Genomic DNA, 23,824 nt, shown 5'->3' with positions numbered 1-23,824 from the left:
CGCTATTGATCGCGCCTTCCGGCAGAGTTTCTGTTCCATTTCTCGGAGAATATCGTGGCCCTCACGCCGCAAAATAGCGAAGCCTTCATGCGCGAGGTCGACGAAGCCGTCCGCCAGGACCAGCTTCTGACCTTCTGGGAGCGCTATGGTCGCCTGACGCTGGCCATTGTCGTCCTTGGCCTCGCCGCGTTTGGCGGCTGGCTCTACTGGCAGCATTACAGCAAGACCCAGTCCGAGGCCGTTTCCGAGCAGATGGATACGGTATTGACGACGGCTGCGGGCGGCGGGACACCCGACGCGAAGCAGTTGGAAACACTGACCAAGGCCAGCCAGCCGGGCTATCGCGCCGCGGCCTTTCTCACGCAGGCAGGCGTCGCGTCGCGCAAGGGCGACAGCAAGGGCGCAATCGCGCTCTACGCCGCCATCGCCGCCGACACGAAGCTCGACCAGCCCTATCGCGACCTGGCGCTGATCCGCCAGACTGCGCTGGAATTTGAGAGCCTCAAGCCCCAGCAGGTCGTCGACCGGTTGAAGCCGCTGGCGGTCGAAGGCGCGCCCTGGTTCGGCAGCGCCGGCGAGCTGGTGGCGATAGCCTATATGAAAATGGGCAAGACCGACCTGGCCGGCCCTATGTTCGCGGGGCTGGCGAAGGACGCCAATGTACCCGAATCGATCCGTTCACGCGCCCGTCAGATGGCGGGTGTCATGGGGATCGACGCGGTCGAAATTCCGACCGAAACCACCGAAGGATGATCGAGCGGATGGCAAGCATGAAGATGGGCCGGGTGGTGACGATGGCCGCCATGGTCGCGCTGCTGGCGGGCTGCGGCATCGTCGGCGGCAAGAAGGGCGGACCCAAGACCCCCGTGGTCGGCAACCGCGTCTCGATCCTGAGCAACGAGCAGGGCGTCGAAGTGGAGCCGAGCCTGGCCGACGTGCCGGTCACCCTGCCCGCGCCCTATGTCAACGACGCCTGGGCGCAGCCGGGTGGTGATCCGTCCAAGGCGATGGGCCATGTCTCGCTGGGCGGTTCGCCGAGCCAGGTGTGGAGCACCAAGATCGAGGGCAGTTCGCCCCAGGCGCGCCTGGCCGCATCGCCGGTCGTGTCCGGCGGCAAGCTGTTCGTCACCGACGCCGGCGCGCATGTCATCGCGTTCGATGCCGCAAGCGGATCGAAGCTGTGGCAGACCAACCTGCCGTCCGAGGGCAAGGGCAATGGCCGCGTGCTGTTCGGCGGCGGCGTCAGCGTATTGGGCGACCGGGTCTTTGCCAGCACGGGCTTTGGCGACGTCTTCGCGCTGAACGTGGCCGACGGTGCGATCGTCTGGAAAAAGCATCTGTCCGGCCCGCTGCGCGGCGCGCCGACTCTGGAAAACGGCCATGTCTATGTGATGGGCCAGGACAACCAGATTTTCGCGCTCGACCAGAGCAGCGGCGACACGCAATGGACCGATAGCGGCACCTTGCAGGTCACCGGCATTTTCGGCGTCGCGGCGCCCGCCGCTGCGCAGGGCACGGTGATCGCGGGCTACAGCTCCGGCGAAATCAGCGCCTATCGCTACGAAAATGGCCGTACCCTGTGGGGCGATGCGCTGTCGCGCACCAGCATCTCCACCGCCGTCGCCTCGCTGACCGATATCGATGCCGATCCGGTGATCGATCGCGGCCGCGTCTTCGCCATCGGGCAGGGCGGCCGCATGGCAAGCTATGAACTCACCAGCGGCCAGCGCCTGTGGGAAATCAACATTGCCGGCATTTCCACCCCGGCCGTCGTTGGCGAATGGGTGTTTGCAGTGACCAGCGACGCGCGCCTGCTATGTGTCGCGCGCGCCACCGGCAAGATTCGCTGGGTCAGCCAGTTGCGCCGCTGGCAAAAGGAAAAGAAGAAGGACAAGGCCATCCGCTGGACCGGCCCGGTTCTGGCCGGTGGCCGCCTGATCGTCGTGTCGACCCGTGGCGAAATGGTCTATATCGATCCGACGACCGGTTCCGTCCAGTCGACCGTCGATATGGACAAGTCCATGTCGCTCTCCCCGATCGTGGCCAACAACATGCTGTATGTACTGGCCGACGACGGAAAATTGACGGCGTTCCGCTAAACGCCACAATTATGCTAGACGCTACTCCCGCGTAGGCCTCGCCTGCGCGGGAGTAGCGTTTTTAATCGGTTTGAATTTTTGGAAGGAATAGGGGCATGCTGCCCACGGTAGCTATCGTCGGACGTCCCAATGTGGGCAAGTCCACCCTCTTCAACCGCCTGGTCGGCAAGAAGCTGGCATTGGTCGACGACCAGCCCGGCGTGACCCGCGACCGGCGAGAGGGGGAGGCAAGCCTGCTTGGCCTCGACTTTACGATCGTCGATACCGCCGGTTATGAGGATGAGGATGCCAACTCCCTGCCCGGCCGCATGCGGATGCAGACCGAAGCCGCCGTCGAGGATTGCGACGTCGCCCTGTTCGTGATCGACGCCCGCGCCGGCATCACCCCGCTGGATGAGGAAATCGCCCGCTGGCTGCGCGCCAATGACGCACCCGTCATCCTGCTGGCCAACAAGGCGGAGGGCAAGGCGGCCGACGACGGCGTCATGGAATCCTTTTCGCTTGGCCTGGGCGAACCCATTCCCTTTTCCGCCGAACATGGCCAGGGCCTGGCCGACCTGTTCCAGGCGCTTCTTCCCCATCTCGACCGCGAGGAATTTCAGGCGGAAGAGAAGGAATTTTATGAGGATGAGGAAGGCGCGCCGCTCAAGCTCGCCATCGTGGGCCGTCCCAATGCGGGCAAGTCCACGCTCATCAACCGGCTGCTGGGCGAGAATCGGCTACTGACCGGGCCGGAAGCCGGCATCACCCGCGACAGCATCGCCGTCGACTGGATGTGGACCAGCCGCGAAGGGCAGGAACGCCCCGTCCGCCTGATCGACACGGCGGGCATGCGCAAGCGCGCCAAGGTTCAGGAAAAGCTGGAAAAGCTGGCGGTGTCGGACGGCATCAACGCCGTGAATTTCGCCGAAGTCGTGGTGCTGATGATCGATTCCACCCGCGGGCTGGAAGCGCAGGATTTGCGCATTGCGGACCGTGTGCTGGAAGAAGGCCGCGCCCTCGTCGTCGCGCTCAACAAATGGGACACGGTCGAACATGGTTCGGCGCTGTACCAGGGAATCAAGAAGGCGCTGGACGAAGGGCTGGCGCAGGTGCGCGGCGTGCCGATCATGACCATATCGGGCGCCACCGGCAAGGGTCTGGACGACCTGATCCACGTTGCCTTTGAAACGCGGACCGCCTGGTCGCAGCGCGTATCGACCGGCGTCCTCAATCGCTGGTTCGAAACCGCGCTGGAGGCCAATCCGCCGCCGGCGCCGGGCGGCAAGCGGATCAAGCTGCGCTACATCACCCAGAACAAGACCCGTCCGCCGACGTTCGTTCTGTTCGGCACGCGCCTCGACGACCTGCCCGAAAGCTATCGTCGCTATCTGGTCAACGGCATCCGCCGGGAACTGGGCTTTGGCGCGGTCCCGGTGCGATTGACGCTGCGCAGCCAGAAAAACCCCTACGCGACCAAGTAAAGCGATGGCTGCCGATCCGGTTGTCGTGAACGCCAGGGGCATGAAATGCCCCTGGCCCGCCCTGCGCGCCGCCCGTGCCCTGCGGGACGCAACAGCCGTCATGATCGAAGCGGACGACCCGATCGCCCCGCGGGAACTGGAAGCCCTGGCGCAGGCGCAGGGATGGCAATTTTCCGCGCTGGGCGACCATCGCTTCACCCTTGTGCGTCAGCCCTGAATCTCATCCATAACCGATGGCATCAGGCCGCTTTTTAACGTGTCCTTTACCGCCTGCGCCTATTTTGGCCTCGCTAGAGTGAAGGAGCGGCACGGGTGTCCCAAGATACCGAATTGGTCAATTGGAGCGAATTTTCGCGGACCCGCGGCGAGCTGGGTACGGCCTTTCTTCGCATCCTTGGCTATTTTCGCGAAGACGGCGCCAAGTCCATCAGCGCGGTAGAGGGTGCTTTCCGCGCCCGCAGCGCCGTCGATCTCATTCGGCCAGCCCATACGTTGAAGGGCGAATCGGCGCAGTTCGGTGCCTATCGGCTGAGCGCCATGGCCGAAGAGATCGAAATGGTCGCGCGCCGCTGTGTGGAAATGCACGAGAGCCCGGACGAGCTGATCGAGGTGATCGTCGCACTTCGCCCCTGTTTTACCGAAACGATGGCGCTGCTGGATCGCGATGCCAATCCGCTGGTCGCCCGTCGCCCTACCGGCTTTGGACGCCGTGTTGAAACGCCCGCACCCACCTTCGGTCGCGCCGTCTAAGCGACTTTCGACGGCGACAGCTGCGGGCCATTCCGCGCAGACGCGCAGGCAAAATGCCATAAGTCTTGAACTAAAACCCATCATGCTCCCATATAGCGAGCATGACCCTTTTCTCCCTGCTCGACCTCGTCCCCGTTCGTGAAGGCGATAGCGCCGCCACGGCGCTCGCCAACGCAGCTGACCTTGCCGCCCATGCCGAACGGTTGGGCTATCACCGTTTCTGGGTGGCAGAACATCATGGCATGGCGGGCATCGCGTCGGCCGCCACGGCCGTGGTGCTCGCCCATATCGGACAGGCGACATCGACCATTCGCATCGGCGCGGGCGGCATCATGCTGCCCAATCATGCGCCGTTGCTGATTGCGGAGCAATTCGGCACGCTCGACGCGCTTTTCCCCGGCCGCATCGACCTTGGCCTCGGCCGGGCGCCGGGGTCCGACCAGCGGGTGTCGCAGGCCATTCGCCGCAACCTGTCCGGCGGCCCCGACCAGTTCCCGCGCGACGTGATGGAATTGCAGGCCTATTTCGCCAATGACGAACGCCTGCCGATTCAGGCGACGCCGGGCGCTGGCGCGGACATTCCCCTCTGGATACTCGGCTCCAGCCTTTATGGCGCGCAACTCGCCGCCGCGCTCGGCCTGCCCTACGCCTTCGCATCGCATTTCGCCCCGGCCGCGCTGGACGAAGCGATCGCCATCTATCGCCGCGACTTCCGCCCGTCGGCGCAGCTCAAATATCCCTATGTCATGGCCGGCTACAACGTCTTTGCCGCCGATACGCAGGCGGAGGCGGTGTTGCTCGCCAGTTCGATGCAGCAGGCGTTCGTCCGGCTGAGCACCGGCCAGCCGGGGAAGCTGCAACCGCCCGTGCCGGGCTATTATGAAGAGTTGCCGATGCAGGCGCAGGCCATGCTGTCGGATGTGCTGAGCGTCTCCAGCATCGGCACGCAGGCAGATGTGGAGCGCGACATCGCCGCCTTCCTCCGCCGCACCCAGGCCGATGAGCTGATCCTGACCGGCCAGATTTTCGATCCGGTCGCGCGCAAACATAGTTTCGCCATCGCCATGGCCGCCGCTCAGCAGGTGGCGAGTCGCGAAACCGCCTGAGGCTCGGGCTTTTTGAGCCGGCCGCCGCTCAATATCCCGGCGGCGGTCGGCGCGACCCTGCGCAACCCGCCACCAACCAGCATCACGACGCCCAGAATGATGAACGGCTGCGCGACCAGATAGAAGGGATAGAAGGGCGAACCCATCCGCCCGAACAATCCACCCAGCACCGGGCCGCCCACCCAGATCAGGATCAGGTGCGCGCTGAACAGGAAGAAGGCATAGGGCTCGATCCGCAGCAGTACCGACCGCGCAGGGCTGGCCGCCAGCCCCCAGGCAAGGCGCCAGAAGGCGACGGCCGCCGCGATGCGCAGCGTCAGGTCGAGCGCCCTCTGCGCCGCAGGCCAGGCATCGTCGGTGGTGGAAACCGCCACATAGAGTTGCCCCGCCATCAACAGCGCGAAAGGCAGCGCCAGCAACAGCATCGGCCGCGCCGCAACACGTTCCGCCCAACCACCACGTTGCGCCAATATGCCGAGCGCAAAGAAGACCAGGATCGAGGCGCGCATCAGCACCGGCGGGCCCAATCCGGCAATCTGGCACGCGGCCGCAATCGATGCGATCAGCAGCAATGACCAGTTGGGCAGGCGCACCAGCAGTGGCGCGACCATCATGCACAGGAACAGGTCGCGCAGGAACGGCATCTGCACATTGATGTCGGGATTGCGCGTGATGATGAAAATCTCGTCGAACGTCCACCAGACCGACTGTGGCAGGGGTGCCGCCAGTCCCAATTGCCAGGCGGCGCCCGACACCAGCACGATGCCGATGATGTTCCACAACGCCATCGGCAGCAGGATCGTGCGCGCCTTGCGCCGGACATGCTCGCCCCAGTCGCGGGTGCGCCGGCTGTTGGCCACCAGCCAGCCGGAAATCAGGCCGAGCAGCGGCACCGCGCTGCGCCCGAACAATTCCATCAACAGCCAGCGCAGATTTTCCTGGCCCGTACCGCGCAGCGCATGCAGCGCCTCGCCATTCATGCCGGTCCACGCATGCACGTAAACGACGCCCAGGATGCAGATGACCCTGGCTATCGCGATCGCGTCGGAGCGGCGCGCTCCATCAGGCGTGGGGATGTCGGACAAGCGGTTATCCTGATTATTGCCTATCCCCAATGCCCGAACCCACCCCCATGTTCCTGACCGGCCACGCACTTGGTCCATATCGGACCCCGGCTCGGCGTTTCTTAACCTCGTCGCCTTATACTGGTGAGCGTTCGCGCGATTAGATGGTGGGCAAGGCAGCTAAGCCAATATTTACCTCTTTTGCTTAGAAGCATCCCGTTAACCGGAAGCCTTTCCGGTCGAAGGGACGACGAAGGCTCATGACCCATATGCCGGGCGCACAACATTTCTCTCCCGCTTCCTCGGCCCCCGCGCACCTTGTCCCGGTCCAGTCGATGGGCATGGTGTTCCAGATCGCCGGCTCCAGTTCCAAGGTTCTGATCGACGCACAGACGCTGGCGATCCTGGGCCAGGACCACGATCCCTGCATCGCCATGGCAGGGCAGGTCGGCAGCCAGGTGAAAATGCGCGTCGGCAACAGCTGGCTGGTCGCCAGCGTGCGCGCCATGACGCTGGATCAGGCCAGCAAGGGCATCGTGGCCGACATCGATTTCCTGGGCGAAGGCGATGAGGAGAAGCTGACCGGCCGCATCTATCGCTTCCGTCGCGGCGTCACCCGCTATCCCACGCCGGGGACCGACATTTTTCCGGTGTCCAGCCATGACATGCAGCAGATCTACGCCGCCGACGACCGCGCCAATGTGGAAATCGGCACCGTCTATCCCACGTCGGATACGCGCGCGGCCCTTTATGTCGACTCCATGCTCGGCAAGCATTTCGCGCTGCTCGGCTCCACGGGCACGGGTAAATCGACCAGCGCCGCGCTGATCCTGCACCGCATCTGCGACCTGTCGCCGCAGGGGCATATCGTCATGATCGACCCCCATGGCGAATATGGCGCGGCCTTCGCCAGCAACGGCGCGGTCTATGATGTCAGCAATCTGGCCCTGCCCTATTGGCTGATGAATTTCGAGGAGCATTGCGAGGTGTTCGTCACCTCCGCCGGTTCCGAACGGACGGTGGACAGCGATATCCTCGCCAAATGCCTGCTGGCGGCCCGGTCGAAGAATCGCCTAGCCGAAAGCATCGGGCGCCTGACGGTGGATTCGCCCGTTCCCTATCTGCTTTCGGACCTCACCACCATTCTCCAGAATGAGATGGGCAAGCTCGACAAGGGCACCAATTCGCTGCCCTATATGCGCCTGAAGACCAAGATCGACGAGATCAGGGCCGACCCGCGCTACAGCTTCATGTTCTCCGGCATGCTGGTCGCCGACACGATGCAGGCCTTCCTTGCCAAGATCTTCCGCCTGCCCTCCGACGGCAAGCCCATCTCGATCATCGACGTGTCGGCCATGCCGTCCGACATTACCTCGACCGTCGTGTCGGTCCTGTCGCGACTGGTGTTCGACTATGCCATCTGGGCGCGCGACGAGCCGCAGCGGCCCATCCTCCTCGTCTGCGAAGAAGCGCATCGCTACATCCCCAACACGACCACCGGCAACGGCCAGGCTGTGCGCAAGATATTGGAGCGGATCGCCAAGGAAGGCCGTAAATACGGCATTTCCCTCGGCCTCATCACCCAGCGTCCGTCCGACCTTGCCGAAGGCGTGCTGTCGCAGTGCGGCACCATCATCTCGATGCGCCTCAACAACGATCGCGACCAGGCCTTCGTGAAGGCCGCCATGCCCGAAGGCGCACGCGGTTTCCTCGATTCGATCCCGGCGCTGCGCAATCGGGAGGCGATCATCTGCGGCGAAGGCGTCGCCGTGCCGATCCGCGTCGCGCTCGACAATCTGGAAGAGCATCGCCGCCCCGCATCGGGCGACCCCAGCTTCACCGAATTGTGGCGTCAGTCGGGCAGCGAAGCCGATATATTGGAACGCACCATCACCCGCTGGCGCCATCAGGGGCGGTAGGCAAGGCTGCCAGAAGCCCCCGCTTTTCAAGGGAGGGCATGGGTGCAGGCGAAGCGCGCTTCCGGTCGAAACTGCGTCAACCGACCGGCGCGATCCGCCCGGCCGGCTCCGCTTCGCTGTTCACTGCCTCACGACATTCCTCTTCATGCACAGGCACCATCAGGCGCGCCTTGCGCCATCCGCCGCGCGCATAGACCGCCCATGCCAACAGCAGCGCCACCCCCGACCCCACCGGGAAGCTGAGCCACAGCGCATCGGCGCCCAGCATCGGGTAGCCCAGCTCGTAAAAGCCCAGCCGCACCCCGAACAGGGTGAAGGTCAGGATCAACAGCGGTGCCACCACCACGCCATTGGCGCGCATCACCCCGAACAGGATCATGGTGACGCCAAAGATCATGAAGCTCCAGCTGGCCAGCAACTGCATGTTCCAGGCCGCGTCGATCGCCGGCTGATTGCTCCCCAGGAACAGCGACAGCAAGGACGCATGGAATAGCAGGATGATGACGATCATCGCGCCGGTGATCGCCAGCAGATAGGATATGCCATAGCCCGCGATCTTGCCGATCCGGTCCCATCGCCCCGCGCCGACATTCTGCGCCGCCATGGCGCTGACCGCCGCGCCCATCGCCATCGCGGGCATTTGCAGATAGGTCCAGATCTGCTGCGCCGCGCCATAGGCCGCCGTCACCAGCAACCCTTCCCGATTGACCAGCCCGATCATGACCAGGCCGGACGCGGACATGACGATCATCTGCAAACCCATCGGCAGCCCCTTGGCCACCAGGATGCGCAACTGGTCGGCGGCCGGCCACAAATAGCGCAATTCCGCGCCGCGCAGCCGCAGCGGCATGTCCCTGGCATAGATGAAGGCCACGACCCCGATCAGGCTGATGATCCCCGCCGCCGCCGTCGCCGCCGCCGATCCGGCAATGCCGTAGGCCGGGATCGGCCCCAGCCCCAGGATCAGCACCGGGTTGAGGATCAGGTCGATCGCCACGCTCACGATCATGAAGATGAGCGGCGTGCGCGCATCGCCCGCGCCGCGCAGCCCCATCATGATCATCACGACCAGCAGGGTCGCGGGCATGGCGAAGAAGATGACGCGCAGATAGACCAGCGCCAGATCGAAGGCCTCGACCGGGGTCGCCAGCATGCGCAGCAGCGCCGGCGCCCCGATCCAGCCCGCGATCGCGACGCCCAACCCCAATATCGAGCAGAAACCGACCGCCGATCCGAACGCGCGCCGCGCCGCGTCGATATCGCGCGCACCGACCGACTGGGCGATCACCACGGTCGATGCCATGCCAAAGCCGAATACGACCGAAAACATCAGGAACATGATGATATTGGCGTTCGCGGTGGCCGCCAGCGCCTGCGCGCCCAGAAACCGCCCGACCCAGATCGCGTTGATCGATCCGTTGAGCGACTGGAGGATATTGGACGCCAGCGTGGGGACGGCGAACATCAACAGCGTGGCGCCGATCGGCCCCTGCGTCAGGTCCCTGCTGCCCGGTTTGTTCCTCGTCACTTCCCGCTTCCCCTCGCGCTGGCTGATTATGAAGCGGCGTTACCCACTTCCGTTCGCCCTGAACCTGTCGAAGCCTGTCCTGAGCGACTGCTGCAAGCAGCCAGACGAAGGGGGCCATCCCTCTTGTAAGACAGAACGGGGCTTCGACAAGCGCGGCCCGAAGGAATTTCAAGTCGGGCCGTTAAATCCTCATCCCAGCCGTTCCAGCGCCGCCTTCAACCGCTCGGCTTCGGCCGTCTTCTCAGCATGATCCTCGCGTGCCTTGGCGACGGCTTCGGGCTTGGCCTTTTCGACGAAACTGGGGTTGGACAGGCGACCGCCCAGACCGTCCCGCTCCTTCTCCGCCGCGGCCAGTGCCTTGGCCAGGCGGGTCTTTTCCGCCGCGATATCGATCACGCCTTCCAGCGGCAGGATGAAGGTCGCTTCATCCACCACGATCTGCGCCGCGCCGCCAGCAGGGACGTCACCAAAGCTCAGGCTCTCGACACGGCCCAGCCGCGCCAGTGCCACGCCCTGACGATCCAGCCGGCGATGCGTCTCTTCCGATCCGTCGCGCACCACCATCGGCAGCTTCGCGCCCGGCGGCACGTTGAGTTCGGTCCGCGCCGTGCGAATCGCGCTCACCAGCCGGATCAACCAGTCGATCTCCGCCTGCGCGTCGCTGTCCACGGCGGCCAGCGCCTGCGGCCACTGCGCCACGATCAGTTCGTTGGACCGCGCACCGGTCAGGTGCCACAATTCCTCGGTGATGAACGGCATGAAGGGATGCAGCATCACCAAAATCTGGTCGAACGCCCATCCCGCGACGGCGCGCGTCTCGTCATCCATCGCGCCCTTGGTCAGTTCGATATACCAGTCGCAAAACTGGTCCCAGACGAAATGATAGATGGCGTTCGCCGCCGCGTCGAAGCGCAGGTCGGCCAGCGCCATGTCGATCGCCTGCACGGTCGCGACCGTCTCGGCGATGATCCAGCGGTTGACCGGCAGCGCCGCATGGGGCGCGTCATGGCTGGTGGAGGCGGTGACGCCGTTCGACTGAAGGAAGCGCGCGGCGTTCCACAGCTTGGTCGCGAAGTTGCGATAACCCTCGACCCGCTTCTCGTCCATCTTCACGTCGCGGCCCTGGCTTTCCATCGCCGCCATGAAGAAGCGCAGCGCATCCGCGCCGAACTTGTCTATCAGGCCCAGCGGATCGACCACATTGCCCTTGGACTTGGACATTTTCTGCCCGTCGGCCGCACGGACCAGACCGTGGAGATACAGCTTCTTCCACGGCACTTCGCCCATGAATTCCATCCCCTGCATCGCCATGCGCGCGTCCCAGAAGAACAGGATGTCGAAACCGGAAATCAGCAGGTCGTTGGGATAATGCCGCGACAGCTTCTCGCTCTGCTCCGGCCAGCCCAGCGTGCCGAACGGCCAGAGGGCGGAGGAGAACCAGGTGTCGAGGACGTCGGGATCGCGGGTCAGCACCTTGTTACCGGCCAATGCCTGCGCCTCGGCCTCGCTTTCGGCGACATAGCTGTTGCCGTCCTCATCGAACCAGGCCGGGATCTGATGCCCCCACCAGAGCTGGCGCGACACGCACCAGGGCTGGATATTCTCCATCCAGTTGAAGAAGGTCTTTTCCCACGTCTTGGGGACAATCTCGATCGCCCCGTCGCGCACAGCCTGCATCGGCGCGACGGCCAGCTTTTCGGCATCGACATACCATTGGTCGGTCAGCCACGGCTCGATCACCACATTGGAGCGATCCCCGAACGGCGTCTGGATCATGCGCGGCTCGAAATCGGCGAAGACCTCCTCGCCGTCCTTGTCCTTGGTGACATGGGGGACGAGGAAACCGAGCGCCTTCATCTCCGCGACCACGGCCTCGCGCGCGCCGTCCACGCCATCGCGCTTGAAGCGGTGCAGCCCCAGGAAGCGATCGGGGATCAGCCCGTCGGCGGTCTGGACGACATTGGCGTCGGCATCGAACATGTTGAGCATCTCGCCAGCCTTGAAGCCCGCGCGCTTGCCCACGTCGAAGTCGTTGAAGTCATGGCCCGGCGTGATCTTGACCGCGCCGGTGCCCAGCGCCGGATCGGCATGTTCGTCGGCCACGATGGCGAACCGGCGGCCGGTGATCGGCTGGAGGATCTCCTTGCCGATGACCGCCTTGTACCGCTCGTCGTCGGGATGCACGGCGATCGCCATGTCCGCCAGCATCGTCTCCGGCCGCGTCGTCGCCACGACGATATGGTCGCTGCCGTCCGCCAGGGTGACGCCATCGGCCAGCGGATAGCGGAAGCGCCAGAAGCCGCCCTTGGTCTCGACCGTCTCGACCTCAAGGTCGGAAATGGCCGACCGGAAATGCGGATCCCAGTTTACCAGTCGCTTGTCGCGATAGAGCAGGCCGCGCTTGTGCAGTTCCACGAAGGTCTTCACGACCGCCTTTGAGAATCCTTCGTCCATGGTGAAGCGTTCGTTCGCCCAGTCCATGGAGCAGCCCAGCCGCCGCAACTGGCCGGTGATGGTGCCGCCGCTCTCGGCCTTCCATTCCCACACTTTTTCGACGAACTGTTCGCGGGTGAAATCGGTGCGCTTCTGCTGCTGGGCGTTCAGCTGACGCTCGACCACCATCTGCGTCGCGATCCCGGCATGGTCGGTGCCGACCACCCAAAGCGCATCCTTGCCGCGCAACCGCTCGTAGCGGATGACGATATCCTGCAACGTATTGTCGAGCGCATGGCCGATATGCAGGCTGCCCGTCACGTTCGGCGGCGGGTTCACGATGGTGAAGGGCGTCGCGTCCGGCCGTTCGGGACGGAACAGGCCATTGGCCTCCCAATGGGCGTACCAGCGGGATTCGATATCGGCGGGGTCGAAGGTTTTGGGCAGTTCGGTCATGGGAAGGCGCTTTAGTCCGCCTTCCCATCAGGTTCCAGCGCTTTTACTTCCCCGTCCACTTGTCCAGCCAGCCCAGTGCCTCGCCATACCATTGCAGCGAGTTTTTCGGCTTTTGCACCCAATGATTTTCATCCGGGAACACCAGCAGTTTCGACGGGATTTCCCGCCGTTGGAGCGCTGTGAAAGCAGCCAGCCCTTGCGTGTAGGGGATGCGGAAATCCTTCTCGCCCGTTACCACCAGCATCGGCGTCTTCCACGCGGTCACATGGTTGACCGGGTTCCATTTCTCGAACTCTTCCGGCTTCTCATAATAGGGGCCGCCATGCTCCCACTCGTCGAACCACAGCTCCTCGGTCTCATAGGCCATGGCGCGGGCGTCGAACACGCCGTCATGCTGGACGATGCACTTAAAGCCATCGGCCCATAGCCCCTCGATCCAGTTCATCATGTAGCCGCCATAGCTGGCGCCCAGCGCACAGGCATTGGTCGCATCCACCTGCGCATCCTTCGTCGCCGCCGCCGCCAGCCCCAGCTTCAGGTCTTCCAGCGGCTTGCCGCCCCAATCCTTGTTGATGGCGTCGGTGAAGGCCTGCCCGTAGCCGGTGCTCCCATGAAAATCGACGATCACCGCCGCATAGCCATGCGCGGCGAACGCCTTGGGATTCCAGCGATAGGACCAGCTGTCGTTAAAGCTGCCCTGCGGCCCGCCATGCACCAGGAAGGCGACCGGCAATTTGCCCGCAGCGCCTTTGGGCTTGACGATCTGCCCCCATACCGTGTCGCCATTTGCGCCCTTGAAGCTGAAGCGATCGACCGACACATCATCCACGCCCGCCAGCTTGGCCGCATTCACCTCGGTCAGGCGCACCGCTTTACCCTTGCCGCCCGGCATCTTCCACAAATCGGCCGGCGACTGGATGCTGTCCATCGCATAGACGAAGCCGCCCTGCGGCAATGGCACCACGCTACCCGCATGCCCCTTCTGCGTCCGGCGCGTCACCGTGCCCGATGCCGCATCGACCCGGAACACCGGATTGTCCAGCACGTCGTTGGCCGTGACCAGCAACCCCTTGCCATTCGCCTCCCAGGCGATCGACGCGACCGACCGGTCCCACGCCTCGGTCAGCGCCTTCGTCTCACCGGTCGCGATGTTGCGCAGCATCAGCACCTGCCGGTCGGCTTCATAGCCCGGCCGCTTCATCGCGACATAGGCCAGCCATTGCCCGTCGGGCGACACGGTCGGCAGCGTATCGGTCGCATCATTGGCGTGCGTCAGATTGACCGGTGCCGCGCTCCCGTCCGCAGCCACGGAAAAAATGTCGAGATTGGTCGACAACGGCTCGATTCGCCCCGCTTCCCGCAGCGCGAAGAACAAAGTCTTGCCGTCCTTGCTCCAGGCGATCTCCTCTGCGCCGCCAAAGGGCTTGGACGGGCTGTCGCCGACCAGTCCGCCCATGACCGACACGGCCGGGCCGCCCGCGACCGGCATCACGAAGATCTGCGACCGCTGACCGTCCGACCATGTGTCCCAATGGCGCACGAACAGCTGGTCGTAGGTGCGGCCCGACCCCGCCTCCTTGGGCACGTCCGCCTTCACATCGTCGATCGTCTTCGCGCCCACCGGCCGATCGGCCCACAGCGCCACCTTGCTGCCATCTGGGCTGAGCAGGAAACCGCCGATACCGCCTGGTGCCTTGCTGATCTGCACCGGCTCTCCGCCGCCCAGCGCCACGCGCCACAGCTGGTCGTCGCCGCTGGCATCGGACTGATAATAAAGCGCCGAGCCATCGGGCGAAAACACCGGCGAGGCTTCATTCCTGTCGGGCTTCGACGCGATCAGCCGGGGCGCCTGCCCGGCCTTGCTGATATCCAGCAGATACAGGTCCGTCCGCCCCTTGTTCGCCGCCAGATCGGTCGCGCGCAGCTGATAGGCCAGCCATTTGCCGTCCGGCGACACCGCCGGCGCGCCGATACGATCCAGCCCCACCATGTCGGCGGGCGTAAACGGGCGCGCCAGTGCGGGCGCGGCGACCAGCGCCATCGCGCCGACGGCTGCGAGCAAAAATCTTTTCATGGAAATCACCCCTGGATCGGACAGTCCAACATCATGCAGGCGGCGCGCGATCGGCGCCGTCAGGATGCCAAGGGTCTAGGCCGCCGCGAAAGCGACCGCAAGGACGCGAATCAGCGCCCGGTGATGCGCGCGATTTCCTTCGCCACCATCTCTTCGACCATCGAAGGCAGGCGCGTGTCGAGCCAATCCTTCAACATGGGCTTGAGCATCGCGCGGACCAGCCCTTCCAGCGTATTGTCGCCGCCATCCTTGGGCGTGACCAGCATGGAGGACAGGGCCGACAGCGAATGACGCGCGGCGACTTCGCTTTCCACCGACAGGATCGAATCGTCGGCGTCCGTCTGTGCGACGGGTGCCGCCTTGGGCGTGGCTTTGGGAGCGGGCACGGCTTCTTCCTCCGCAATTTCGTCGGTCAGTTCCAACACTTCTTCGACGGCGGGTTCGATATGGACAGGCTCCACCGGCGCGGGCGCGGCCTTCGCCTCCGCGCGCATGCGGCGCGGTGCGGTCTGCACCGCCTCCTCGCCCTCTTCAGCGATGATCCGCTTGATGGAGGAGAGTATCTCTTCCATCGAGGGTTCCTTGGTCATGTCACCCATGGATAGTCCCCGTCCAACCCGCATTGCGCATCCTTAACCGTTAAAATTACCCAGCCGGGTTAACAAGCGGTTAAGGCTGCTTCGTGCCCGGTGCGACATTGGCGTTTTGCGCAGGCGTGTCAACGGTCCGCGTGGCGACCGGCGCGGGCTTGCCGTCGAAACCCCAGTCCAGCCACTTGCCCTTCACCCGCTCATAATTGACCATCGGGTCATATAGCGTGCCACTGTCCAGGCCCAGATCGCCCGCTTCGGCATGGCCCATCGCCGCCAGGACGCTGAATCCGGCGACATAGGCGTTGCGCTGCGCCGTCACCAGCAGCACCTTGGCATTGACCGCCTCCTGCTCGGCGTTCAGGATGTCCAGGATGGTGCGGCTGCCCACGCTATTTTCCGCGCGCACGCCTTCCAGCGACAGATTCGCGGCCTCGACCGCATTCTCGTTCGATTTGATGCTTTCCAGCGACGCCTGCCAGCTGGCATAGGCGGCGCGCGTCTGGGATATGACGCTGCGCTCCACCTCGATCTCGCGCTCGATCGCCTGCGATTCGAGCGCCTGATTCTGCCGTACCTGCGCGGCGGGCCGACCGCCCTGATACAGCGGGATGCTGAGCTGCACGCCGGCGGCGGCCTGCTTGTTGACCTGCGGCCCTTCGACCGCATTGCCTTCCGCATCCTGCGCAGTGCCGCCCAGCGTATGCAGATAGTTGGTATAGCCCGCCTGCGTGAAGCCGGTGATGGTCGGCAGCCGCCCCGCCCGCGCGACCTTCACGTCATAGCCGGCCGCGATCCGGTTCTGCTTGGCCGCCAATATGTCAGGATTGTCGTTGAGCGCGACCTGCACCGCGATCTGCGGCGTAGCGGGCAGGCCGGGCAAGGCCGGCGGCGCCTCCAGCGTACCGGGCACCTCACCCACCAGCGCCAGGAAATTTTCGCGGCTTCCTACCAGATTGGCTTCGGCGGTTTGCAGGTCGGACCGGGCGATCGCCAGCCGCGACTGCGATTGCGCGACGTCGGTGCGCGTCACGTCGCCGACCTCGAACCGGTCGTTGGTCGCCTGAAGATTGACCTCCAGCGCCTTCACATTGGACTGGTTGAGCGACACCACCGCATTGTCGCGCAGCACATCCATATAGGCCGCGACCACCTGCGAAAAGATGCTGGCTTCGGTCCCGCGCAGATTGGCCTGCCCAGCTTCGACCCGAACCTTGGCCGCCTTCACGCTGTTGCGCACGGCGCCGCCGGAATAGATGGGCACGTTCAGGTTGGCCTGCGCATTCACCGTGCGCTGGGGCGAGGTAAAGCTGATCGTGGGCTTCAGTACGCTTTCGGAAAAGCTGCCAGTCACGTCCGCATTGGGACGGCCGGCCGCCTTCTGGATCGGTACATTCTCGTCCGTCGCCCGCTGGCCGGCACGCGCACCGGTCAGCGTCGGGTTGGACGCATAGGCCTTGGCCAGCGCGCCCTGCAATGTTTCGGCCTGCGCCGAAACCGTCAGCGCGGAGGACAGCAACAGCAAAGCAGCCGCGGCATGATGCCGATAAAATATGCGCTTCGCCGTCATTTGTCCCCGCCCATCATATTTTAGAACACAAAAGCCTTCGGTGCGCCGAACCCCGGCAACACCACCATCTCGATATCGACCACGCTGTTCAGGCCCAGCGCGCCAGCGACCACCCGGCCGCTGCTCAGGCGCGTGACGCCGCGATCCGCGACGCCCGTCACCACGCGGGCGTCCTCGGCAAGCTGCTGAACGAGCGTTGCGGGGACTTCCTCCACCGCGCCGTCGATGAAAAGCACATCATAGGGCGCGCCATCGGCCGCGCCGGCATTCAGCGCGCCGCGCACGACGGTCACGCCATCGACTCCGATCTCCGGCCCGCTTTCTTCCTCGACCGCCGTGACCTGCGCGCCCAGTTCGACCAGCAGCGCGGCGGCATAGCCGGTGGCTGCGCCGATCAGCAGCACCTTGTCGCCCGGTGCGATCTGCGCCTCGGTCAGCAGGCGACCGGTCACCAGCGGCGGATTGAGCGAACGATCGCCCGTCAGCGGAATCGGCCGGTCGACATAGGCCATGGCCCGGCGCTGCGCCGGCACGAATTCTTCGCGCGGCACCTTCGCCATCGCGGCGATCACTCGCTGATCATCGACGTCGCTGGTACGCAACTGGCTCTCGACCATGGCGGTCCGCATCGAAGAATAATTCTGCTCGGTCACGATAGTTCTCGCTTGATCCAGAGGGATTGGCACAACTGTATTGGCAATGCAATACACTAAGGATGTCATCGGACCTCTAAATCAGCATGCGCCCCGCGCCAAGCGGCTTTGCGCGGTATCACGCAAGATTCTTGACACGATGACGACAGTGGCGGCTTGACTTTGCATCCAAAGCCGCACATTTGCGGCGTCCCACGCCGAGGCCCGATGGCGGAGTGGTGACGCAGAGGACTGCAAATCCTTGCACGCCGGTTCGATTCCGGCTCGGGCCTCCATCTATGTCCGCGTGGCGGCGACGATCATCCGCATCACCTTTGAACGCCGGGCGTGCCGGCTCGCTGGAGTCGCGCCCGCAAATGATGGCAGGGCAGGATTTGCCCCTTGCCCTGCGCCGTCCGCTTGCTGCATGCTATCGCTATCGATGTCGGGTTTTTGCTGCCGCAAAATTATTTTTTGCTTGGTCGGCGTCGACAAAATATCTGCAAATCAGGCACATGCAGCTTAAATGATGTGAAGATGAAGGTCTGCCGTCGCGCCTGTCTTCAATCTTGCATCCAACTGTCTTGATAGCGCCATATCAGCCCTTTCGACGCCAGAATAAACGTTGAAAAAGGGATTGTTTTCATCATGTTAAACCGATTCACTCGGGCGACGTTGCTCGCCGGAGCCGCCCTTGCTTGCCTGAACGCATCGGCAGCCTTTGCGCAGGCCGCCACGCCGGACGCGACCGCCGCCGCCGACGCGCCGGGTGACACTGGCCTGGGCGAAATCGTCGTCACAGCGACCAAGCGCGAAACGAACCTTCAAGAAACCCCGATCTCCATGGCGGTGATGAGCACGGAGGCGCTCAAGGATCGCCACGTTTCCAGCCTTTATGATCTGGCCGACGGCGCCGTGCCCAGCTTGCGCATCGCCACCTTCGAAGCGCGCCAGTCCGCGCTCACCATCGGCATTCGCGGCATCGTGCCGCTCGACGCCAACCAGCCCGCCCGCGAACAGGGCGTCGGCATCTATGTTGACGGCGTTTACATGGGTCGCCAGCACGGCCTTAATGCCGCGCTGTTCGATGTCGAGCGCGTCGAAGTGCTCAAAGGTCCGCAGGGCACCCTGTTCGGCCGCAATACCGAAGGCGGCGCGCTCAGCATCGTAAGCAAGGCGCCGACCGGGGAATGGGGCGGCCGCGTGGAGGCGGGCGCGGGCAATTATGGCGGCCGCAACGCCAATGCCCATATCAACCTGCCCTCGATCGCCGGCTTCTCGATCAAGCTGGACGGCGTGATCCAGCATCAGGACGCCACGACCAAAAATCCGATGGAGGGTCAGGCCGGCTTCAACTATTATAACCGCAAGGGCCTGCGCGCCGCGGTCCGCTGGCAGCCGACCAGCAGCATCACCAACGACTTTTCCTATGATGTCGCGAAGGACGAAAATACGCCCTTCTACAGCCAGCTGCTGAACTATAATCCCAATGGCTGCGGCACCGGCACCCAGGCTTCGCAAGCCGCCTGCACCCTGCCCGGCACCGCCTACACCAACCTGACCGGCGGTCCGGTCAAATCGTTGATGCCCGCCGTGGTGGTGAACGGCGACAGCCGCATGAGCGAGGCCGATATCGGCGTGCCGCAGCAGGTCAGCGTCGACAAGACCCACGGCTTCACCAACATGCTGAAGTGGGAAGTGTCGCCGCAGATCGAGCTGCGCTCCATCACCGCATGGCGCGGCGTGGACGCGACGCAGTGGGACAATAGCGGTGGCGCCCACCGTCCGCCGCTGGTCAGCCCGGCCCTTGGCAGCACCGCTGCCGGCTGCACCGCCGCCGCCCCCTGCGCCTTCAGCCGCTACAGCCTCGCCGACCTGCGCCAGCGCCAGTTCAGCCAGGAATTGCAGGCTGTCGGCACCGTCGGCAATATCGATTATGTCGCGGGCCTGTTCTATTTCAACGAGCATGTCAGCGATGACGCCGCCACCCCCAGCTCGATGGGCGCGGTCGCTATCCGCAACGCGGCTGGCGCCATCACCGGCTATAATTATGTCGCCATCCCCTTCTGCACTGCGTCCACCCCGGCCTTCGTCGGCACGGCGGTCAATGGCTGCTCGATCGATCGCGCTTCGGAAGTCTGGTCGAAAAGCTATGCCGGCTATGGCCAGCTGACCTGGAACGCCACCGACGCGCTGCACATCACCGTCGGCGGCCGCTACACGCACGACAAGAAGAAGGGCGTGCTGCATTATTCGCGCAACGTGAGTTACGACACCGCCACCGCCGCCTACCTGACCGGCGTCGGCTATCAGCCGCTCGATGCCAGCTGGAACCGCTTCAACCCGATGGCCACGATCGCCTATGACGTCAGCGACGACCTGCACGTCTATGCGAAATATGCAACCGGCTATCGCGCCGGCGGCGCCAGCTCGCGCACGTCCAACTATCAGGCCTTCGATCCCGAAGACGTGAAGTCCTATGAGGTCGGCCTGAAGTCGGACTTCTGGAACAACCGCGCCCGCTTCAATCTGGCCGGCTACATCATGGATCGCAAGGACAGCCAGGTGGACATCAGCTCCATCCAGTTCGTCGGCTCCAGCAGCTTCAACAACCTGGTCACGATCAATGCGCCCGGCACCACCAAGATCCGCGGGATCGAGGCGGACCTGACCGTGAACCCGATCGAAGGGCTGACGCTGAACGCCTCCTACGCCTACACCTATACGAAGATCCCGCCGGTGCTGATCACCGCCACGGATACGTCGGGTGCATCGACCAGCGTCTATCAGAATTTCTACATCGTGTTCACGCCGCGCAACGCCGCCAGCGGGTCGATCGACTATGCCGTGCCGGTCGGCGGCGGCGACACGAAGCTGAAATTCCATTTCGACGGCAATTATTCGCAGGCCACCCAGGCCTTCGACCAGTTCGCCACGAAGAATGACAGCTCGCTGATCTTCAACGGCCGCGTCTCGCTGGCGGATATCGAAGCCGGCGACGGTCGCAGCCTGACGCTCAGCCTGTGGGGCCGCAACCTGTTCAACGAACAATATGTGTTCCGCCGCGACCCGTCGAACAGCCTGCCGGCCGCCCCGACCAGCAGCGTGACCACGGGCAGCATCGCCAACGTGCTGGGCGACTATGGCAACTTCAACGCGCCGCGCACCTACGGGGTGGAAGCCAGCTTCAAATTCTAAAGCATTTTTGCCGTCAGCTGGCACAGCTGACGGCTCGCAAAATGCGGACGACGAAAGGCTGATCCCCCAGGATCAGCAGATCAAACTGAACCGGCGTGGCGGCCTGCCGCCACGCCGGTTTTTCATGTGGGAAAGGTCATGACGATATGCAGGCCCGGCCCTGCATCCTCCAGCACCAAAATCCCGCGATGCAGCCGCACGATCGCATCGGCCAGCGGCAGCCCCAACCCATGGCCCTTGCTATGCCGGCTGGCATCGGTTCGGCCGAAACGGCGCATCGCCAGCACCCTCTGATCCGGCGCGATGCCCGGACCATTGTCCGCGATCGCCAGCCTGATCCCCGAATTCGCCTGCTCCAGCGACACCCGCACATCCGCCCCGACCGGCGTGTGGCGCACCGCATTTTCCAACAGGTTGACCAGCATCTGCGACAGCAATTGCCGGTCGCCCTCCAACGACGCCGGTTCGTTCAGGATGATGGCGATGCGCTGGTCCTTCTCCGCCGCCACCGGCCGGACCATCTCGACCATCTCCTCCACCAGCTGGTCCAGCGCGATCGGCCGGAAACCGGCCCGGCGCGCACCGCTTTCGATTTCGGCAATGCGCAACATCGCGCCGAACATGGCGAGCAGATCGTCTGCCTGCCCGATCGCCAGTTGCAGCGCCTCGCGCACCGGCTCTGCCACATCCCGCCGTTCCAGCAGCGCCAACTCGCCGCGCAACCGCGCCAGCGGCGTGCGCAATTCGTGCGAGATATCGTTCGACACGTTGCGCACCTCGGCCATCAGCTGGCCCATGCGATCCAGCATGCGGTTCAGCGCGCCGGCCTGCCGATCGAACTCGCCGCCATCCCCGACCAGCGGCACCCGACGGGCGATATCGCCGTCGATGATCGATTCGGCGGTCAGGCGCATCTGCTCGATCCGCTCGCCGATCAGCCGCCGGAACAGCAGCAGCCCGGCCAGCACGACGACCACGATCGCCCCGAAGCCTGCAATGTAGATGCGCCGCCGCATCGCGAAATAATCGTCGATCGGCTCGGTTTCTGCGAACACCGCCAGCCGCACCCCCTGTCCTAGGTCGCGCACCAGCACGCGGCCGGCGCTCAGCCCCTCGATCCGGTCGCGCCGGTCGAGCGTGGAAAAGCCCAGCGGCAACGGTCGGGTGAAGCGGACATTCCCCGCAATCCGCCGCCCCTGCGCATCGGTCAGCAACATGCCAAGGTCGGCCGTGTCGCGCTCCCGCGCCATATCGGCGATCCGCGCCTGCCATTCCGCCTGGTCGAACGACGCGCCGACCGGGGCGATGGCATGGCTTTCCGCCTCGACCCGCTCGTCCACCAGCGCCGTCACCATCGACAGCGTCGCAAAGAAAGTGCCCAGCCCCGCCGCCAGCGTCACGGTCAGGAACAGGGCGAGAAAAGCGATGGTCAGCCCGCGCAGCGATTGCGGACGCCACCTCATGCGCGCAGCAGATAGCCCATGCCGCGCTGCGTACCGATCGGATCGTCGCCATGCTCGGTCAGCTTCACCCGCAAATGGCGGATATGCGCATCGACCAGATTGGTCGTCGGCATGAAGTCCAGCCCCCATATCCGCTCGATCAGCATCGGCCGCGTCACGATCGTGCCGGCATTGCGCGCCAGCTCCAGCAACAGCTTGAACTCGGTCTGCGACAGGTTCAGCGGCCGGCCGTTCCGCCAGGCGCGCAGGCGCGACGGGCTGATGGTGATATCCCCGGCGCGCACCGTGTCGGATGGCTGGTCGGTCGTGCGGCGGGCGCGCACCAGCGCATTGACCCGCGCGTTCAATTCCAGCGGATCGACCGGCTTCACCACATAATCGTCCGCCCCCGCGTCGAACCCCTCGACCTTGTCGAACACCTGCCCCAGCGCGGTCAGCATCAGCACGGGCACGTTCATGCCCCCCTCGCGCAACTGGCGCAGCACGGTGATCCCGTCCACGCCCGGCATCATCCAGTCCAGGATGACGATATCGAACGCCTTCTGGCCCACGATCGCCAGCGCACCCAGCCCGTCGTCGGCGGTTTCCACCTGATGCCCGAACTGCGTCAATTGATCGGCCAGCTGCCGCTGCAACTGCCTGTCATCCTCGGCCAGAAGAACATGCAAGCCCATCAAATATACCGGTCCGATTCCAAGCGCGTGACTGTCATCGTCAGGATAGTCCCCCCTTCCCCCGATGACCATCCCGCAACAGCCTTCCTTCTCGACTTGTCGCCGGTCACACGTCTAAGAAGGACGCATGATGAAGCTGTTCATTGGCAACAAGGCCTATTCGAGCTGGTCCCTGCGCGGTTGGCTGGCCTGCAAACTCTCCGCCCTCCCCTTCGAGGAAGTCGTCGTCCCCCTCTATGACGAGGCGTGGGAGAAGCGGCGGGAAGGCGACGAGTTCGCCCCCTCCTCCGGCAAGGTGCCGATCCTGTGGGATGGCGACGATGTCGTCGTGTGGGACAGCCTGGCCATCGTCGAATATCTCAATGAAAAGACGGATGGCGACCTGTTCTGGCCGACCGATCCCGCCGCCCGCGCCATGGCCCGATCCATGGCCGCCGAAATGCACAGCAGCTTTGCCGCCCTGCGCCGCGAGCACAGCATGAACATCCGGCAAATCTACCCCGCCACGCCCCCGTCGGACGCGGTGGCGCAGGATCTCGCCCGCCTCATGCAGCTTTGGGCGCAGGCGCGCGCGCGTCATGGCGGCGAAGGCGACTTCCTGTTCGGGGCCTTCGGCGCGGCCGACCTGATGTTCGCGCCCGTCGTCACCCGCCTCATCACCTATCAGCTGCCCGTGGCCCGCTTTGCCGAGGCCTATATGCGCGCCGTCATAGCCCATCCCTGGATGCAGGAATGGATCGGCGGCGCCCAGGCGGAGGACTGGGTGATCGACCGGTTCGAAATCCCCCCGCAGGCGGTGTAACGC

19 protein-coding genes and 1 tRNA gene are annotated in these 23,824 nt (G+C 64.5%); 11 read left to right on the top strand and 9 right to left on the bottom strand.

Features of this window, described 5'->3' with window-relative positions; genetic code table 11:
* Positions 1-54 precede the first annotated feature (54 nt).
* The 6 genes from AC07UX_RS01450 (at position 55) to AC07UX_RS01425 (ending at position 5,418) form a co-directional block, all read left to right on the top strand.
* Positions 55-753 (top strand): tetratricopeptide repeat protein, encoded by a 699-nt coding sequence (locus tag AC07UX_RS01450; protein WP_495190253.1) that lies wholly within the window; start codon positions 55-57, stop codon positions 751-753.
* A gap of 8 nt (positions 754-761) precedes the next feature.
* Positions 762-2,099 carry an outer membrane protein assembly factor BamB family protein gene (locus AC07UX_RS01445; RefSeq protein WP_495190252.1) on the top strand — a complete coding sequence of 446 codons (1,338 nt, stop codon included), beginning with the start codon at positions 762-764 and terminating at the stop codon, positions 2,097-2,099.
* Positions 2,100-2,194: 95 nt separating this feature from the next.
* Entirely contained in the window at positions 2,195-3,562 is a 1,368-nt protein-coding gene (gene der / locus AC07UX_RS01440) for a ribosome biogenesis GTPase Der (protein ID WP_495190251.1), read from the top strand.
* 4 nt (positions 3,563-3,566) lie between these two features.
* Positions 3,567-3,779, top strand: coding sequence for a sulfurtransferase TusA family protein (locus AC07UX_RS01435; RefSeq protein ID WP_495190250.1), 213 nt, complete (start codon positions 3,567-3,569; stop codon positions 3,777-3,779).
* Positions 3,780-3,874: 95 nt separating this feature from the next.
* Complete coding sequence (locus AC07UX_RS01430) at positions 3,875-4,312, top strand: Hpt domain-containing protein (protein WP_495190249.1); 438 nt, start codon at positions 3,875-3,877, stop codon at positions 4,310-4,312.
* 101 nt (positions 4,313-4,413) lie between these two features.
* Entirely contained in the window at positions 4,414-5,418 is a 1,005-nt protein-coding gene (locus AC07UX_RS01425; RefSeq protein ID WP_495190248.1) for an LLM class flavin-dependent oxidoreductase, read from the top strand.
* Here the strand turns inward: AC07UX_RS01425 and AC07UX_RS01420 are convergent.
* On the bottom strand, positions 5,388-6,503 hold the full coding sequence (locus AC07UX_RS01420) for an acyltransferase family protein (protein WP_495190247.1): 1,116 nt from the start codon (positions 6,501-6,503) through the stop codon (positions 5,388-5,390). The genes AC07UX_RS01425 and AC07UX_RS01420 overlap by 31 nt on opposite strands.
* A 239-nt stretch (positions 6,504-6,742) precedes the next feature.
* Here AC07UX_RS01420 and AC07UX_RS01415 point away from each other — a divergent pair, with 239 nt between their 5' ends.
* Positions 6,743-8,401 carry an ATP-binding protein gene (locus tag AC07UX_RS01415; protein WP_495190246.1) on the top strand — a complete coding sequence of 553 codons (1,659 nt, stop codon included), beginning with the start codon at positions 6,743-6,745 and terminating at the stop codon, positions 8,399-8,401.
* Between the two features lie 76 nt (positions 8,402-8,477).
* Here AC07UX_RS01415 and AC07UX_RS01410 read toward each other — a convergent pair whose 3' ends face one another.
* From AC07UX_RS01410 to AC07UX_RS01385, 6 genes are all read right to left on the bottom strand, one after another.
* Positions 8,478-9,866: an MATE family efflux transporter gene (locus AC07UX_RS01410; RefSeq protein WP_495191748.1), complete on the bottom strand. Its 1,389-nt coding sequence runs from the start codon at positions 9,864-9,866 to the stop codon at positions 8,478-8,480.
* A gap of 252 nt (positions 9,867-10,118) precedes the next feature.
* Positions 10,119-12,818, bottom strand: a complete 2,700-nt coding sequence (locus tag AC07UX_RS01405; protein ID WP_495190245.1) for a valine--tRNA ligase — start codon at positions 12,816-12,818, stop codon at positions 10,119-10,121.
* Between the two features lie 43 nt (positions 12,819-12,861).
* Positions 12,862-14,892 (bottom strand): dipeptidyl-peptidase 5, encoded by a 2,031-nt coding sequence (locus tag AC07UX_RS01400; RefSeq protein WP_495190244.1) that lies wholly within the window; start codon positions 14,890-14,892, stop codon positions 12,862-12,864.
* Positions 14,893-15,002: 110 nt separating this feature from the next.
* On the bottom strand, positions 15,003-15,491 hold the full coding sequence (locus AC07UX_RS01395) for a DUF2497 domain-containing protein (protein WP_495190243.1): 489 nt from the start codon (positions 15,489-15,491) through the stop codon (positions 15,003-15,005).
* Between the two features lie 70 nt (positions 15,492-15,561).
* The gene (locus AC07UX_RS01390; protein ID WP_495190242.1) at positions 15,562-17,052 is read right to left on the bottom strand and encodes a TolC family outer membrane protein; all 1,491 of its coding nucleotides are present in this window, start codon (positions 17,050-17,052) and stop codon (positions 15,562-15,564) included.
* 20 nt (positions 17,053-17,072) lie between these two features.
* Positions 17,073-17,705 (bottom strand): protein-L-isoaspartate O-methyltransferase family protein, encoded by a 633-nt coding sequence (locus AC07UX_RS01385; protein ID WP_495190241.1) that lies wholly within the window; start codon positions 17,703-17,705, stop codon positions 17,073-17,075.
* A 201-nt stretch (positions 17,706-17,906) separates the two neighbouring features.
* Between AC07UX_RS01385 and AC07UX_RS01380 the strand changes: the two genes are divergently transcribed.
* From AC07UX_RS01380 to AC07UX_RS01370, 3 genes are all read left to right on the top strand, one after another.
* Positions 17,907-17,980 (top strand) — tRNA-Cys (locus AC07UX_RS01380).
* Positions 17,981-18,019: 39 nt separating this feature from the next.
* Complete coding sequence (locus AC07UX_RS01375; protein WP_495190240.1) at positions 18,020-18,214, top strand: hypothetical protein; 195 nt, start codon at positions 18,020-18,022, stop codon at positions 18,212-18,214.
* Between the two features lie 118 nt (positions 18,215-18,332).
* Positions 18,333-20,882 (top strand): TonB-dependent receptor, encoded by a 2,550-nt coding sequence (locus tag AC07UX_RS01370; RefSeq protein ID WP_495190239.1) that lies wholly within the window; start codon positions 18,333-18,335, stop codon positions 20,880-20,882.
* Positions 20,883-21,004: 122 nt separating this feature from the next.
* Here the strand turns inward: AC07UX_RS01370 and AC07UX_RS01365 are convergent, their stop codons facing one another.
* Both AC07UX_RS01365 and AC07UX_RS01360 read right to left on the bottom strand, forming a co-directional pair.
* Positions 21,005-22,345 carry a sensor histidine kinase gene (locus tag AC07UX_RS01365; RefSeq protein WP_495190238.1) on the bottom strand — a complete coding sequence of 447 codons (1,341 nt, stop codon included), beginning with the start codon at positions 22,343-22,345 and terminating at the stop codon, positions 21,005-21,007.
* Positions 22,342-23,019 (bottom strand): response regulator transcription factor, encoded by a 678-nt coding sequence (locus AC07UX_RS01360; protein WP_495190237.1) that lies wholly within the window; start codon positions 23,017-23,019, stop codon positions 22,342-22,344. Before AC07UX_RS01360 ends, AC07UX_RS01365 begins: the two co-directional genes overlap by 4 nt.
* Positions 23,020-23,146: 127 nt before the next feature.
* On the opposite strand from AC07UX_RS01360, the gene AC07UX_RS01355 reads away from it, so the two are divergent.
* Positions 23,147-23,821 (top strand): glutathione S-transferase family protein, encoded by a 675-nt coding sequence (locus AC07UX_RS01355; RefSeq protein ID WP_495190236.1) that lies wholly within the window; start codon positions 23,147-23,149, stop codon positions 23,819-23,821.
* The last annotated feature ends 3 nt before the right edge of the window (positions 23,822-23,824 follow it).

Source organism: Sphingobium sp. GW821-FHT02B05 (assembly GCF_059421905.1).
Note: the sequence above shows the minus strand (reverse complement) of the source record. Positions and strands in the feature narration are given on the sequence as shown.

Coding starts and splice junctions, on each gene's coding strand:
- AC07UX_RS01400 (WP_495190244.1), bottom strand. CDS start 14,892: ATGAAAAGATTTTTGCTCGCAGCCGTCGGCGCGATGGCGCTGGTCGCC.
- AC07UX_RS01395 (WP_495190243.1), bottom strand. CDS start 15,491: ATGGGTGACATGACCAAGGAACCCTCGATGGAAGAGATACTCTCCTCC.
- AC07UX_RS01390 (WP_495190242.1), bottom strand. CDS start 17,052: ATGACGGCGAAGCGCATATTTTATCGGCATCATGCCGCGGCTGCTTTG.
- AC07UX_RS01415 (WP_495190246.1), top strand. CDS start 6,743: ATGACCCATATGCCGGGCGCACAACATTTCTCTCCCGCTTCCTCGGCC.
- AC07UX_RS01360 (WP_495190237.1), bottom strand. CDS start 23,019: ATGGGCTTGCATGTTCTTCTGGCCGAGGATGACAGGCAGTTGCAGCGG.
- AC07UX_RS01425 (WP_495190248.1), top strand. CDS start 4,414: ATGACCCTTTTCTCCCTGCTCGACCTCGTCCCCGTTCGTGAAGGCGAT.
- AC07UX_RS01365 (WP_495190238.1), bottom strand. CDS start 22,345: ATGAGGTGGCGTCCGCAATCGCTGCGCGGGCTGACCATCGCTTTTCTC.
- AC07UX_RS01410 (WP_495191748.1), bottom strand. CDS start 9,866: ATGTTCGCCGTCCCCACGCTGGCGTCCAATATCCTCCAGTCGCTCAAC.
- AC07UX_RS01405 (WP_495190245.1), bottom strand. CDS start 12,818: ATGACCGAACTGCCCAAAACCTTCGACCCCGCCGATATCGAATCCCGC.
- AC07UX_RS01445 (WP_495190252.1), top strand. CDS start 762: ATGGCAAGCATGAAGATGGGCCGGGTGGTGACGATGGCCGCCATGGTC.
- AC07UX_RS01370 (WP_495190239.1), top strand. CDS start 18,333: ATGTTAAACCGATTCACTCGGGCGACGTTGCTCGCCGGAGCCGCCCTT.
- der (WP_495190251.1), top strand. CDS start 2,195: ATGCTGCCCACGGTAGCTATCGTCGGACGTCCCAATGTGGGCAAGTCC.
- AC07UX_RS01435 (WP_495190250.1), top strand. CDS start 3,567: ATGGCTGCCGATCCGGTTGTCGTGAACGCCAGGGGCATGAAATGCCCC.
- AC07UX_RS01355 (WP_495190236.1), top strand. CDS start 23,147: ATGATGAAGCTGTTCATTGGCAACAAGGCCTATTCGAGCTGGTCCCTG.